Here is a 14,750-nt window from a genome sequence, read left to right on the forward strand (position 1 = left end):
TACGCTCCCGTGGCAATGGCCTTTTTTGCGTCATGCGGTAGAATGAGCGCACAGGTTAAGACGCATTTCAGAAAGGCATTCCTTATGCTCACGCATCGCCCCGAAGCACAGCTAGCATCCCCCCAGCCCCAGCCCCAGCCCCGGCGCCGCAGGCTTGGCGTGTGGGCGCGGACCGGCCTGATGACGGGTCTGCTCTGTGCCAGCGTCTCCGGCACGGCACTGGCGGAAGACAGCACCGTGCATAACTGGACTACCAGCGGAAATGTGACGGTCGCGGACCGCTTCCCCACCGTGCAGGCGTCCGGTATTGCCCGTCTGCCAGATGGGCGGGTTGTGCTTTCCCTGCCCACCAGCGCCCAGCGGCATAAAGGCCCGGTGCTGGTCACGTGGGCACCGGGGCACCTGACGCCGTTCCCCAGTGCGGCCGCACAGAGCAAAATCCTCTCGCCACTTGGCATGACGGTCGATGCCAATGGTCAGCTCTGGCTGCTGGATGAGGGCGTTCGGGCTGGCAGCAAAGCCAGAGCAAAACCGGCCCTGCTGCATATTGACCCGAAGACAAACAGGATTATCCGTCGCTACGCCCTGACTGCGCCAGCGGTGCGGCCAGACAGCCATGTGAATGATGTGCGCGTTGACCTTACACATGGCAGCGCGGGCACGGCTTTTATCAGTGATACATCCCAGACCACACACCCGGCTTTGCTGGTAGTCGATCTGGCCAGCGGACAGGCACGGCGCATTCTGAAAGAAACGGTGTCCGTCAGCCCCATACCGGGTTTTGTGATGGAAGCCGACGGGCGTCTTGGCCGCTATGATGCGGAACATCCGACCGTGCCGCAGGGCGGTGTGGATGGCGTGGCGCTGAGTGCGGATTCCACCCGGCTTTACTGGTCTCCGCTCTCCTCCCGCCGCCTTTACAGCGCCCCAACCGCTGTGCTGGCAGACCCGAATGCCACTGAGGCCACGTTAGAGGCTGCGGTAAAGGATGAAGGGGAAGTCGGCATTATGGACGGGATGATTACCGCCCCTGACGGCAGCCTGTATGTGACGGATATTGAGCGGCACGCGGTTGTGCGCCGTGCGCCGGATGGCAGCCTGTCCCTCGTGGCGCAGGATGCCCGCCTGATTGCGCCGGACAGTATGGCGTTTGATGGGAACTCCATCCTGCTGACAGTCGGCCAGTGGGCGCGCCTGCCGGACTTCCATAACGGAAAGGATATGCAGGAGCGACCGTATATTCTGGTGCGGATTACGCCTCTGGAAGCGCCTGCTCAGCCCTGACGGTTTTAGAAAAATGGCTTTCTGTACCGGAACGGGATATCAGGTGTCCGGAACGGTGCAGAGAGGGTTTTTCAGGCTCAGGGCTTTTGGTGCGCGGGTTTGCCAGAGTGATGTCGGGCGTTGACCTTAAATAAACCGTGGCACTTTATGGATTTTCCTTGAGCGCATATTCATGAGCGTGCAGCACGCCAGAGCGAATTTATTGCGTGGAAAGCTTTTGCTGTATCCGTAGAGGAAGACACTATCTTCATTGGTGACGGCTTCGTTGTCTTTCCCAAGGGGAATACGCTTTTCCGGATTGTTTTTATGGATAAAATTCCAGCCGCTGACAAAAGCCAGGCAGGCTTCATAATAAACAACGACAAATTCACGAGTGTTCTGTTCATAAAATTTCACAAAATGCGCGCATGGGGTTGAAACCGGCCCGGCCAGAAGAGAGTGAGCAGAGAACACTGGATGGGGCATCAGGGAGGTGTAATCCCCCTCTGCCCGTGCCAGCGGGCAGCGTCCGGCAGGCAGTTTTGCGGGCCTTAAAGGTCAGCCCTGATCAGCCCCAAACTCAAAAATCGTGGTCTGATCAAAATCCTCACCCGGTCTGAGCACGGTGGAGGGAAAGTTGGGGTGATGCGGGGAGTCCGGGAAAAACTGGGTTTCCAGCGCAATACCATCCGTCTGGCGATAGGTCTGGCCGGACGGCCCGGCGTAGCGGCCATCCAGACTGTTGCCCGTATAAACCTGAAGGCCGGGCTGCGTGGTAGATACGGACAGGCTGCGCCCGCTGGCCGGGTCCGTGAGGGTGGCGGCAAGGCCGGGTGCTGTGCCGGTTGGGGCGTTGAGCACCCAGTTCTGGTCATACCCGCGCGCCTGAAGCATCTGGCTGAAGGTGCTGCGCAGTCGCTCCCCGATGCGGTGCGGTGTGCGGAAATCAAGCGGCGTATTCTCAACTTTGGCGATATCACCTGTCGGGATGGAGGCAGCATCCGTTGGGGTGTAATGGTCCGCATTCAGGGTCAGGACGTGGTTTTCCACTGTGCCGGAGCCTTCGCCTCCCAGATTGAAATAGCTGTGATTTGTCAGGTTCAGGACGGTAGGGCGGTCTGTGCTGGCGCGGTAGCGGATGCTCAGCCGGTTGGTGTTGTCCAGAATGTAGGACACATGCACGGTCAGTGTGCCGGGAAAGCCTTCATCCCCGTCCGGGCTGACCAGTGTAAGCTCCGCCCCCGTTGCGTCCGTCAGGTCAGGGATTTTCTTGACAGACCATATCTTTTTATCAAACCCGTTGCGGCCGCCATGCAGGGTATTGGGTGGTTCCGTGGCGGCAAGATGGTATGTGCTGCCATCCAGATCAAACGTGGCATTGGCAATGCGGTTGGCATAGCGCCCCACCAGCGCGCCAAAATACAGGCCCCCTGCGGCGCTGTCGCGCGTATAGCCTTCCAGTGTTGGAAAACCCAGAACAATGTTGGCGAATTTTCCCGTTTTATCCGGTGTGGAGATCGCGGTGATGATGCCGCCATAGGAGAGGAACTGCACGCTCAGCCCGGCTTTGTTGCGCAATGTATAGCGCGAGACTTTCTGACCATCCGCCAGTGTGCCAAACGGCTCGGCCTCAAACGCCGCGTCTGTTTCTGCATGGGACACAAACGGGAGCAGTGCCAGCAGTGCGGCGATGCCCGCCGTTGCCGGGCGGCGGAGGCGGGCGAGAAAGCTGCGCGGTGCGGCAGCGGGGGAGGGAGCGTGTGGCGTCATGGTGCAAAACCGTTCAGGCAAAACAGGAAGCAGGTCCTGATATGAGTGCAGGCGCAGGAGGCAGGATGCAAGAGGGCAGAATGGCTGCTCGCAGGGAACGCCCGCCGCGCCTCTGCGTTTGCGTGATCTCGCCCTGTAACGCTCTGAACGGCATGGTGGCATGACAGTTCGCCCGAGTAAGAAGGATGCCGGTATGATTTTTTGCAGTCATGGTTCGTGGTGAGATCAATTTTTCTGGAATAAATTCTTTAAAAAAGAAAGTTCCTTCAGTTTTTCTCGAAAAACCGTCCTATTGTTTGGCGGTATCAGGATATGTTCTTCATTAAGAAAAAATAAAAACCGATTTTTGGTCTGGTCCCTTGCAATCAGTTAATCTTTTTTCTGATAGGTGGGACGCCTGTGCCGGATTTTTCTGGAAAAAAGTGAATTTATCTTATACGGTTTCCTTCCTTCTTCGCATGTTCTGACAATACTGGTTGACCTGAATGACGCCACCCTCATCCCGGCCCCCTGTGCCGCTTCTGATTACAACAGTCCTTGTGGCAGTGCTTGGCCTGTTCCTGACCGGAGGCGGCGCGTGGCTCGCCGTGCTGGGCGGGTCCTGTTTTTATGTGCTGGCCGGTCTGGTCCTGCTGGTTACGGCGGGCCTGCTCTGGCGGCGTCGGCAGGAAGCCCTGTGGCTCTATGCCCTGCTGGTTTTTGCAACGCTTATCTGGTCCGTAGGGGAAGTCGGGTTTGACTTCTGGGCGCTCGCACCGCGGGGTGATGTGCTGCTGCCTCTGGGCCTGTGGATGCTCCTGCCGTTTGTCAGCCGTGGTCTGGCCCCGCAGTCCCGCTGGGCGCGGGCCCCGCTGGCGGCGGGCGTGGTGGCAGGGCTTGCCGTGTATGGCTTTGCGCTGACGCAGGACCCGCAGGATCTTGCAGGCGTGCTGCCCTCCGCCGCACAGCAGGCGGCGGTGCCGGGAGATGCGCCCGACGCGGCGGATGCCGACTGGCCCGCTTATGGCCGCACCCAGTTTGGGGACCGGTATTCTCCGCTGAAGCAGATTACCCCGGCCAATGTGGCAGGGCTGAAAGTGGCATGGGTGTTCCGCACGCATGACCTGAAAACCCCGAATGACCCCGGTGAAATTACGGACGAGGTTACGCCCATCAAGGTGCGGGACACGCTGTATCTGTGCTCCCCGCACCAGATCCTGTTTGCGCTGGATGCCGCAACAGGCAAGGAGCGGTGGAAGTTTGACCCCAAGCTCCAGTACAACCCGACATTCCAGCATATGACATGCCGTGGTGTGTCCTATTCTGAAATGCACCCCGGCGATGTGACGAGCGATGGCTCACCCGCGCCAACGGAGTGCAGCCGCCGCATTTTCCTGCCGACCAATGATGGCCGCCTGTTTGCGCTGGACGCGGAAACAGGGGAGCGCTGCCACGGGTTTGGCAAGGACGGGGAACTGGACCTGAAAGACGGCATGCCGATGCATGATGCCGGGTTCTATGAGCCGACATCTCCGCCGGTTGTGACGCAGAAGGTTGTGATTATCTCCGGCGCAGTAACAGATAACTATTCCACGCATGAGCCGTCTGGCGTAACGCGCGGGTATGACCTGTATACGGGTCGTCTGGTCTGGGCATTTGATGCGGGCAACCCGAACCCGAACGAACTGCCGTCCGGGAGCCACAAATATGTGGCCAATTCCCCGAACTCCTGGATTACGGCGTCTTATGACCCGCGGCTGAATATTGTCTACATCCCGACCGGGGTTGCCACGCCGGATATCTGGGGTGGCCATCGCTCTGCTGATCAGGAACGTTATGCGTCCGGTATTCTGGCGCTCAATGCGGATACGGGTGAGAAAGTCTGGTTCTACCAGACGGTGCATCATGACCTGTGGGATATGGATATCCCGTCTCAGCCGAGCCTTGTTGACCTGAAGCAGGCTGATGGGTCCGTCATTCCAGCGCTGTATGCCCCGGCCAAAACCGGCAATATTTTTGTGCTGGACCGCCGCAACGGGCACCTGATTGTCCCGGCTCCTGAAACACCGGTGCCGCAGGGCGCCGCGCCGGGTGACCATGTCGCCCCCACGCAGCCGTATTCTGAACTCACCTTCCGCCCGAAGCGCAACCTGACCGATGCGGATATGTGGGGCGGCACCATGCTGGACCAGATGGTGTGCCGCATCATGTTCAAAAAACTGCGTTATGAGGGGCCGTTCACACCGCCTTCCCTGCAGGGCACGCTGGTGTTCCCCGGGAATCTGGGCATGTTTGAGTGGGGCGGTCTGGCTGTGGACCCTGTGCGTCAGGTGGCTTTTGCCAACCCGATTGCCATCCCGTTTGTCTCCACTCTGGTGCCGCGCGGGCCGAAAAACCCGGCACAGCCCGACCCGAATGCCGGGCCGTCCGGCTCGGAAAGCGGTGTGCAGCCGCAATATGGCACGCCGTACGGGGTGGACCTGCATGCGTTCCTCTCCCCGCTGGGGATTCCGTGCAAACAGCCGGGCTGGGGGTATGTCGCGGGGATTGACCTCAGGACCAACAAGATCATGTGGATGCACCGTAACGGCACTGTGCGGGACAGTTCTCCGCTGCCTCTGCCGTTCAAGGTCGGGATTCCTTCTCTGGGTGGCCCGCTTGCCACGGCGGGTGGGGTCGCGTTCCTGACCTCTACGGCGGATTATTACATTCGTGCGTATGACGTCACGACAGGTCGCCAGCTCTGGCAGGACCGTCTGCCTGCCGGTGGTCAGTCCACTCCCATGACGTATGAAGCCAATGGCCGCCAGTTTGTGGTGACGGCCGATGGTGGGCACGGCTCCTTCGGCACCAAGCTGGGCGACTATATTGTGGCTTATGCCCTGCCGGAGGATGCTGAAAAGCACTGAGCGGCGCAGCGGGTATGATGCCGCCGGAATAAAACGGAAAAGGGGCGAGCCGGGAGATCGGCTCGCCCCTTTTTTGTGTGAGGCGCGCTGCTGAAAGGCCAGACAAAAAGGAGAGTCAATGTTTGTTGTCATGGGGGCCACGGGCCATGTTGGGGGCAGAGTGGCGCGGGCGGTGCTGGGGGCCGGGCAGGCCGTAACGGTCATCACGCGGAGCGAGGCGAAGGCGCAGCTCTGGAGAGAGCAGGGGGCAGAGGCCGCTGTGCTGGATGTACGGGATGTTCCCGCGCTGGCCACCGTGTTTCAAAAAGCGCGGCGTGCTTTTGTGCTGAACCCGCCTGCCAGTCCCGCGCTGAATACCGATGTAGAAGAACGCCGGACCATGCAGGCTATTCTGCGCGCCTTGCAGGGCGCCGGGCTGGAAAAAATTGTTCTTCAGTCCACCTATGGCGCGCAGCCGGGTGCCCATTCCGGGGATCTGGGCGTTTTGTATGAATTTGAAGAAGGTGCGCGCACGCTGGAAACGCCGCTCTGTGTTGTGCGGGCTGCGTATTACATGAGCAACTGGACGATGGGCAGTGAGGCTGTCCGGTCCACCGGTATTCTGGAAACCATGCTGCCTGCAACGCAGCGTGTGCCGATGGTTGCCCCGCAGGATGTGGGGGCTGTTGCGGCTCAGCTGCTGATGGCTCCGGTTGCTGAGGCGGGTCTTTATTCGATTGAGGGACCGGCATGGTACAGCCCGGCAGATGTGGCGCAGGCACTGGCGGCGGTTCTGGGGCGGTCTGTCCGGGTGGCCTCTCTTGCCAGAGCAGACTGGCTGGCGGCGTATCGCCGGGCTGGTTTTTCTGAAGAGGCAGCGCGCTCCTACGTACACATGACGGACATTTTTATCTCGCAGGCTTATGAAAGCCCTGCAAACCCCCTGAAAGGCGCGACGGATCTGCACACCTATTTTCAGCAGGTTTTTGGGCTGAAACAGCGCTGAGCAGAGAAGCTGCTTGCATTCCCGGTGGTGATTGGTGATTCTGCAACAATGTGGAATGAGCCGTATCTTGAAACCTGTTGTCGCTCTGCGTTGCACCGTCTGTGTCTGGCGGGGGCTGTGGGGCGTCCTGCCGGGCAGCGGGATGATCCGTGCCTGATCAGGATGGAAGGCATGGGGTTTGTCCGCGATAACGGGCAGGGCCGGTTTTTTGCAACCGACGAGGGCAAGGCTCGCCATGCCCGGGAAGTGCTGAAAGTGGCAGAGGGGGCTCAGCCCGCGTCTGCCCGGCATGGATGATCAGCCCCGCTGATGTGTGGGAGGCGCTGGATGCACTTGCGCTGGAACAGGGGCTGACGCCCTCCGGTCTGGCGCGTGCCGCCGGGCTGGACCCAACGACTTTTAACCCCTCCCGCAGGATCAGCCCGCATGCGGACGGGCGAGGGGATATGCGCTGGATGGCGCTCCCCACGTTATTGCGGGCGCTGGACGTTCTCAAAATTTCTCCGGCCCAGTTTATTCAGGGGCTGGACGGTGCGGGGCGGGGAGCGGGTCAGGCTTCTGTGAGGCGCCTGCGCGGGTTGCCTTTGTCACGCTTGCAGGGAGGCGGTCTGTTTAACAGCGCAGGCTACCCGACCGGCGTGCAGTGGGAGGATGTTACACTCCCCTGCGCCATAAGCGAGGATGCCTACGCTGTGCGTGTGGACACGGATGCTCTGGAGCCACTGCTGCGGGAAGGCAGTTCACTGGTTGTGATGCCGGATATGCCGCCAAGACGGTCAGACCGCGTCCTGCTTTTGCAACCCGGGATGCCGCCGGTTGTCGGGATTCTGGTTGATAATACGGCGCGGCAGAGGGGCGTAGCACCTGCACCTGCACCCGCATTGCCGGTCTCGGCAGCCGTGTCGCGTCCGCAGAGCACAGGCGACATGTCTGGACGCACTGCGGAGGGGCTGCGCTGGGGTGTTCTGCCTTATAAAAATTCTCAGACTGGCGGAGCAGACGCGCAGGGAAATGTGTGCGGTATGGAGGAAACTGTTGTGCCTGTGCAGGAGGGGAAATCCGGGGTGTGGGTGCATCGTATCGTCATGGCAACATTTTAAGAAACAGAGTATTTCAGTTATTTTCATAAAATCCGGAATAAATTATTCCCGTTCCGTAATTATTAATATGAAAAACAAATCTATTTCAAAGTGCTACACATAATGTGAACGGAAAGCCCTCAGGAATCCGTTCTGGTACCGTATCAGAATCCCCGACTTTGTGATCGTATATTATAATATATACGACATAGGTGAGCATGATGACGGTGTTGCGTTACGGCTGGCGAGGACGGTCCTATTTCTTAACCTGTACGGCTCTGGTGTTTTGCTCGGTTGGGGTGGCAAAACATGCACAGGCCGAGGCGGCATCGCCCAAAGCGGGCCGCGTGGCTGCAAAACGGCACCATCCCGAGGTGCCTGCCACTAAAAAATCTGTGCCTGCGCGAGGCCGGGCTGCATCGGCTCCGCATCGCCCCCGAGCGGTAAATTCCGCAGCGGGGGAGGAAGTGCAGGTTACGTCTAACCACGCGCATTCCACGGGTGCAAATGTTGTGGTCTCTCGTGCGGCTATTGATCATTTTACCGCAGGTTCCAGTCCGCTTCAGGTTCTTGCAGCGACAGCGCCGGGTGTCAGTTTCGGGTCTTCTGATGCCTTGGGGATGGATACAGCCGCCAGCACTTTTTACGTCCGTGGATTCAACCAGTCCCAGCTTGGCGGCACGATTGACGGTATCCCAATGGGGGGCTTCGGGTTTCATAACTGGTATGGTTTGAATATCGATCAGATTGAAATTCAGGATAATATCCAGTCCATGTCCGTCTCTCAGGGGGCAGGGGCGGTGGATATGCCATCTGGCCAGACGCTGGGCGGCGCGCTGACTTTTCAGTCTTCCGACCCTAAAGATAAGGCCGGAGGCAAAATCAGCCAGAGCTTTGGCAGCTATAACGGTTTTCGTACCTTTGCCCGCGTAGACAGCGGTATTCTGAATGAAAGCGGGACAAAATTCTATGCGTCCTTTGCCCGTACGTCTCAGAATTTGTGGAAAGGCTACGGGGACCAGCGAGAGAATCAGGCGAACGTCAAGCTGGTGCAGCCCTATCAGCACGGGCGCGGGAAGCTGACAGCTATTTTTGATTATTCGGGTTTTACACAATATAATTTTCTGACCATGACAAAAAACATGTGGCAGAACTACGGTCAGGTCGCCATGCTGAAACCGGACTATGCCAAGGCTGTCCGCTGGGCAGCGAACGCACAGGCTGGCACGGTGCCAACCGAAGTGCAGGGTGTCCTGTCGGCGGATGAAGCGTCCAATATTTACTGGGATGGATCACAGGTGCAGCGCAACTATCTCAGCGCGCTGGTGAATGAATATAATATTCTGAGCAATCTTAAATCCAACACCGTCCTGTATGGGCATGTTTCAAACGGCGATTACGGCGGCACGAACAACTTCCTCACATCCCCGACGTCCGGCATCCCCATGGTTCAGCAGATGGGGCACCCGGATGTCCGGCGCATCGGGTTTACGCAAAGTTTTACGCTCAAGCTGCATAATAACGATATTCAGAGCGGTTTCTGGTATCAGAATAACACCTTCAACTACCCCACACGTCTGTATGAAGATGGCGTAAATGGCGCGCATGCAACGCTGAGTGGTTTTAAAAAGGGCACCGGCACCACGTGGTGGGCGGACTCTTTCAACAGCAATACATTTCAGTTCTACATCAAAGATGTCTGGCACATTATTCCGGGTATGACGCTGGAAGGGGGCTTCCGCTCTCTGACGCAGACAACGCATGGCGGCACGACCGTGGATAACACAGCGGCTCTGGCTTCCACCTGGGGCACCTATTATGCGCACCCGGTCTCCGGCAGTATGACGGCCTCCAACGCGTTTCTGCCGCATTTTGCCTTTGACTACCATTTTCTCGATCAGCATGAATTTTACTGGGATATTGCGGAAAATATGCGCACATATGACTACGCAACCCAGACAAACGGCGGCACACCCTGGGGCGCGCTCGGCAATGCCAAAAACTCGGCGCAGCAGGTTTTTGATGAAAACAAAAGTAAACTGAGGCCGGAAAGAACATGGAACTATGTCGTCGGGTATCGTTATAACTCGGCCTTTTTCTCTGGGTCAGCCGATTTTTACCACACTGATTATTATAACCGGCTGGCGGGCATTACGTCCGGCCCGGTGAATAATACCTACAGCGCCTATCTGAACGTGGGGCGTGAAACCATGAATGGCGCGGACGTTCTGGGCACAATCCGCCCGTTCCACGGTCTGGAAATTACCAATAGCTTTAGCTGGAATGATGCGGAATATAAATCAACCGCCGTGCCGTATAATGGAAGCACCATCAGCCTGAAAGGTAAGCATCAGGTTTTCTATCCGAAGTTCATGTATAAGGCGAACGTCAACTATACATATCGCCGGGCCTCTTTTAACTTTAACACGACCTATAGCAGCGCCATGGCCATGACCTATACGAACGACGTAAAGGTGCCGTCTTACTGGACGTCCTCACTGATGGCATCCTACAATTTTGGAAAAATTGGTCACGCGTTGCAGGACTTCAAGGTCAGCTTCTCGGTCAACAACCTGTTTAATCAGAATTACTTTGGCGGCCTGTATGGCACGGCGGCTATGTCTGGCGATAATAACGCCATTCTGTATCAGGCTGCTCCACGGGAATATTTCGGCACACTTTCCGCCGAATTCTGATCAGGCCGGAAATTGCTGGTGGTTACTGGCGCAGGTCTGGAGATTTGTGCCAGTGCCAGTGCCAGTGCCAGTGCCAGTGCCAGTGCCAGTGCCAGTGCTGGCTGCATGGTGCTTGGTGCGAGATGCTCGGGCGGAGCAGGGGCGAGGAGAGGGGAAGCGGCAGATCAGTGTAACGTCGCTGGTCCGGATCGTATGAGCTTTGCGATCGTGGCGCTGTCCGGTGGTTGCTGTCCGGTCTGGCAGCGACCCGTTGCCGGGTGGGCGTGGCGGCAGGAGGCTGGTCCTGCCGGAGAGGGTCACAAAATTTTTTAGAGAAACAGCGCCCGGCGGTGCAGAACTGGCTGACAAGTCTCTCCGTATCGCTTAAAGGGAGCAGCATGACCGACACACCCCTTTCGCTCATCCGTAATTTCTCGATTATTGCCCATATTGACCATGGGAAATCGACACTGGCCGACCGCATGATTCAGGCTTGCGGGGCGTTGACCGCCCGCGAGATGACGAATCAGGTGCTCGATAATATGGAGCTTGAGCGCGAGCGCGGGATTACCATCAAGGCCCAGACCGTCCGGCTGACCTACCCGGCTAAGGATGGCAAGACCTATGTGCTGAACCTGATGGACACGCCCGGACATGTTGACTTTGCGTATGAAGTCAGCCGGTCTCTGGCCGCGTGTGAAGGGTCTCTGCTGGTTGTGGATGCCTCGCAGGGGGTGGAAGCGCAGACACTGGCCAACGTGTATCAGGCCATTGATGCCAACCATGAAATTGTGCCGGTCCTGAACAAGGTCGATCTGCCCGCAGCGGACGTGGAGCGGGTGAAGGCGCAGATTGAGGAAGTGATTGGCATTCCCGCGGATGACGCGGTGGAAATTTCCGCCAAGACCGGCCTGAATATTGAAGGCGTGCTGGAAGCCGTCGTCACCCGTCTGCCCCCGCCGGTGGGCGATGCGGAAAAGCCCTTGCAGGCCATGCTGGTGGATAGCTGGTATGACCCGTATCTGGGCGTGATCGTGCTGGTGCGCGTCAAGGAAGGCCGCCTCCAGCGCGGCATGAAAATGCGCATGATGTCCACCGGGGCCGTGCATCAGATTGATCAGGTCGGTGTGTTTGCCCCGCGTATGACGCCGGTGGACAGCCTCGGGCCGGGCGAGATGGGCTATATCAACGCGGCTATCAAGACCGTGGCGGACTGTAACGTGGGTGATACCATTACAGATGACCGTCGCCCGGCGGACAAGGCTCTGGCTGGCTTCAAGCCCTCCATCCCGGTTGTGTGGTGTGGCCTGTTCCCCATCGTGGCGGATGATTTTGAAAAGCTGCGGGACAGCCTTTCCAAACTGCGCCTGAACGACGCGTCTTTCCATTATGAGGCCGAGACATCTGCCGCGCTGGGCTTTGGCTTCCGCTGTGGCTTCCTCGGCCTGCTGCATCTGGAAATTATTCAGGAACGCCTGTCCCGCGAGTTCGATCTGGACCTGATCGCCACCGCGCCGTCCGTGGTGTACCACATCACGCTGACAAACGGGAAAGAGGAAGAACTGCACAACCCGGCGGATATGCCGGACCTCTCCCAGATTGAGCGGATTGATGAACCGTGGATCAAGGCGACCATCATGGTGCCGGATGAATATCTGGGCGCTGTGCTGACGCTATGCACGGAGCGCCGTGGCGTGCAGGTGGACCTGACCTACGTGGGCAACCGCGCCATGGCCGTCTATCGCCTGCCGCTGAACGAAGTGGTGTTCGACTTCTATGACCGCCTGAAATCCCTCACGCGCGGTTATGCCAGCTTTGATTACCAGATGGACGGATACGAGGAGAGTGACCTCGTCCGGATTTCCATTCTGGTGAATCAGGAGCCGGTGGATGCGCTGTCCTTCATTGCGCACCGGTCTGCCGCGGAAACCCGTGGCCGGGCCATTTGTGCCCGCCTGAAAGACCTTATCCCCCGCCAGCTCTTCAAGATCGCCATTCAGGCGGCCATTGGCAGCAAGGTGATTGCGCGTGAAACCATCGGCGCGCTCTCCAAGGATGTGACGGCCAAATGTTATGGCGGTGACATCTCCCGTAAGCGCAAACTGCTGGAAAAGCAGAAAGAGGGTAAAAAGCGCATGCGGCAGTTCGGGAAGGTGGAAATTCCGCAAAGCGCCTTCCTCGCAGCGCTCAAAATGGATAGCTGACGCAGGCAGGGCAGACCTGCGGCAGCGTTAAGGCGGACTTGATCCGTCCTGTTTTCGCTTTTATGTCGGAGGTCTTCCAGCCGGAGTTGGTATCACCGTCATGAACAGCACTTCGCCCCTTGATGTCGGCGACCATCAGCACGCCACCTTCCCCGATGGGCTGGATCTGGAATGTGGTGTGCATCTGCCCGCGCTTGACGTCGCTTATCGCACCTACGGCCAGCTTTCCGCCCGGCGGGACAATGCAATTGTCATTTGTCACGCGTTTACGGGGGACCAGTACGTGGCGGAAACGCACCCGCAGACTGGCAAACCCGGCTGGTGGGCGCGCATGGTCGGGCCGGGGCGGCCAATTGATACCAACCGCTTTTTTATTATCTGCACCAATGTGCTGGGCGGCTGCATGGGCAGCACGGGGCCACGCTCCCTCAAGCCCGGCAGCACGGAACGATGGGGCACGGATTTCCCGCCCATTACTATCCGGGACATGGTGCGCGCGCAGTATAAACTGGTGCGTTCGCTGGGGATTGAGCGGCTGTTTGCGGTTGTCGGCGGTTCCATGGGCGGCATGCAGGCGCTGGAATGGGCCGTGACCTATCCGGATATGATGCTGGCGGTCATGCCGATTGCCACCGCGCCGTATCATTCGGCCCAGAATATCGCGTTTAATGAGGTCGGGCGGCAGGCGATTTTTGCGGACCCGGACTGGTATGGCGGCCGCTACTGGGAACATAACGTCGTCCCGGCACGCGGGCTGGCCGTGGCGCGGATGATGGCGCACATCACCTACCTGTCCGAAGAGGCGCTGACCCGTAAATTCGGCCGCCGGGTGCGGCGTGACCCGAAGGATGCGCAGGCGCCGGAAGCCTCTCTGGCGATGTTCGGGGATGTGTTCGAGGTCGAATCCTATCTGCGCTATCAGGGCTCAGCCTTTGTGCGGCGGTTTGACGCCAATTCCTACCTGACCATCACCCGCGCGATGGACTGGTTTGACCTTGCCGCCGAGCATGATGGGGAACTGCCCGCCGCCTTTGCCGGAACGCCGGTGCGGTTCTGTGTGGTGTCTTTCTCGTCCGACTGGCTGTTCCCTACCTCAAGCGCGCGCTATCTGGTGCGCGCGCTCAATCAGGCGGCAGCCAACGTCTCCTTTGTGGAGATTGAAACGGATAAGGGGCATGATTCCTTTCTGCTGGATGAACCGGATCTGGACAGAACCGTGCGGGGCTTCCTCTGCGGTGTGGCAGACCATGCGGGGCTGGCCTGATGCGTCTTGATCAACGGCTGATTGCGGACATGATCGAACCCGGCACCCGGGTTCTGGACGTGGGCAGTGGCGATGGGGCGCTGATTGACCATCTGTTCCGCCTGCGCGGGTGCGATGCCCGCGGGATTGAAATTGACATGCGGGAAGTGACCCGCTCCGTCGCCCACGGTCTGCCCGTGGTGCATGGTGATGCCGACCACGATCTGGCGCACTACCCCAATGATGCGTTTGATTATGTGGTGTTGCAGCGGACCCTTCAGGCGGTGGAACGGCCACGGGAAGTGCTGCGGCAGATGCTGCGTATCGGGCGGCATGCCATTGTGTCTTTCCCCAATTTTGGCCACTGGCAGCTCCGGCTGAAACTCCTGCTGAGCGGCCGGATGCCCATGACGGCTGTGTGGCATACCCAGTGGTATGAAACGCCTAATATCCACCCCTGCACCATCCGGGACTTTATCGCGCTGTGTGAGGAAGAAGGTTATTGCGTGCAGCAGTGGATGGCGGTGGATGAAGAGGGTGAACGCGCGCCATGGCGGCGTTCAATCCGGCTGGCGAACCTGTTTGGTGAGCAGGCGCTGTTCCTGCTGCGGCGGGAAGGGGACTGCCCGCCCGCTGCCTGAAC

General features: G+C 58.8%; 12 protein-coding genes. 9 read left to right on the forward strand and 3 right to left on the reverse strand.

Features of this window, described 5'->3' with window-relative positions:
* The first annotated feature begins 180 nt into the window (after positions 1-180).
* Positions 181-1,284: an L-dopachrome tautomerase-related protein gene (locus JK199_RS02735; RefSeq protein ID WP_212374076.1), complete on the forward strand. Its 1,104-nt coding sequence runs from the start codon at positions 181-183 to the stop codon at positions 1,282-1,284.
* Positions 1,285-1,410: 126 nt separating this feature from the next.
* Here the strand turns inward: JK199_RS02735 and JK199_RS02740 are convergent, their stop codons facing one another.
* Both JK199_RS02740 and JK199_RS02745 read right to left on the reverse strand, forming a co-directional pair.
* Positions 1,411-1,680 carry a hypothetical protein gene (locus JK199_RS02740; RefSeq protein WP_212373754.1) on the reverse strand — a complete coding sequence of 90 codons (270 nt, stop codon included), beginning with the start codon at positions 1,678-1,680 and terminating at the stop codon, positions 1,411-1,413.
* A 141-nt stretch (positions 1,681-1,821) separates the two neighbouring features.
* The gene (locus tag JK199_RS02745; RefSeq protein WP_212373756.1) at positions 1,822-3,033 is read right to left on the reverse strand and encodes an aldose epimerase family protein; all 1,212 of its coding nucleotides are present in this window, start codon (positions 3,031-3,033) and stop codon (positions 1,822-1,824) included.
* 485 nt (positions 3,034-3,518) lie between these two features.
* Between JK199_RS02745 and JK199_RS02750 the strand changes: the two genes are divergently transcribed.
* The 5 genes from JK199_RS02750 (at position 3,519) to JK199_RS02770 (ending at position 10,681) form a co-directional block, all read left to right on the forward strand.
* A complete protein-coding gene (locus JK199_RS02750; protein ID WP_212373758.1) occupies positions 3,519-5,921 on the forward strand; it encodes a glucose/quinate/shikimate family membrane-bound PQQ-dependent dehydrogenase in 2,403 nt (800 codons plus the stop codon).
* Positions 5,922-6,039: 118 nt separating this feature from the next.
* A complete protein-coding gene (locus JK199_RS02755; protein WP_212373760.1) occupies positions 6,040-6,906 on the forward strand; it encodes an NmrA family NAD(P)-binding protein in 867 nt (288 codons plus the stop codon).
* 30 nt (positions 6,907-6,936) lie between these two features.
* Complete coding sequence (locus tag JK199_RS02760; RefSeq protein ID WP_408742324.1) at positions 6,937-7,203, forward strand: hypothetical protein; 267 nt, start codon at positions 6,937-6,939, stop codon at positions 7,201-7,203.
* A complete protein-coding gene (locus tag JK199_RS02765; protein WP_212373762.1) occupies positions 7,200-8,006 on the forward strand; it encodes a helix-turn-helix transcriptional regulator in 807 nt (268 codons plus the stop codon). Before JK199_RS02760 ends, JK199_RS02765 begins: the two co-directional genes overlap by 4 nt.
* Before the next feature lie 197 nt (positions 8,007-8,203).
* Positions 8,204-10,681 carry a TonB-dependent receptor domain-containing protein gene (locus JK199_RS02770; protein WP_244984855.1) on the forward strand — a complete coding sequence of 826 codons (2,478 nt, stop codon included), beginning with the start codon at positions 8,204-8,206 and terminating at the stop codon, positions 10,679-10,681.
* A 22-nt stretch (positions 10,682-10,703) separates the two neighbouring features.
* Here the strand turns inward: JK199_RS02770 and JK199_RS02775 are convergent, their stop codons facing one another.
* Complete coding sequence (locus JK199_RS02775; RefSeq protein ID WP_212373764.1) at positions 10,704-11,060, reverse strand: hypothetical protein; 357 nt, start codon at positions 11,058-11,060, stop codon at positions 10,704-10,706.
* Here JK199_RS02775 and lepA point away from each other — a divergent pair.
* From lepA to metW, 3 genes are all read left to right on the forward strand, one after another.
* Complete coding sequence (gene lepA, locus JK199_RS02780) at positions 11,059-12,864, forward strand: translation elongation factor 4 (RefSeq protein WP_025828964.1); 1,806 nt, start codon at positions 11,059-11,061, stop codon at positions 12,862-12,864. The two genes, JK199_RS02775 and lepA, sit on opposite strands and share 2 nt — an antisense overlap.
* Before the next feature lie 100 nt (positions 12,865-12,964).
* On the forward strand, positions 12,965-14,128 hold the full coding sequence (gene metX / locus JK199_RS02785; RefSeq protein WP_212356184.1) for a homoserine O-acetyltransferase MetX: 1,164 nt from the start codon (positions 12,965-12,967) through the stop codon (positions 14,126-14,128).
* Complete coding sequence (gene metW / locus JK199_RS02790; protein ID WP_077930316.1) at positions 14,128-14,748, forward strand: methionine biosynthesis protein MetW; 621 nt, start codon at positions 14,128-14,130, stop codon at positions 14,746-14,748. Before metX ends, metW begins: the two co-directional genes overlap by 1 nt.
* The last annotated feature ends 2 nt before the right edge of the window (positions 14,749-14,750 follow it).

Source organism: Acetobacter persici (assembly GCF_018256955.1).
In the GTDB taxonomy this organism is placed as follows: Bacteria; Pseudomonadota; Alphaproteobacteria; order Acetobacterales; family Acetobacteraceae; genus Acetobacter; species Acetobacter persici.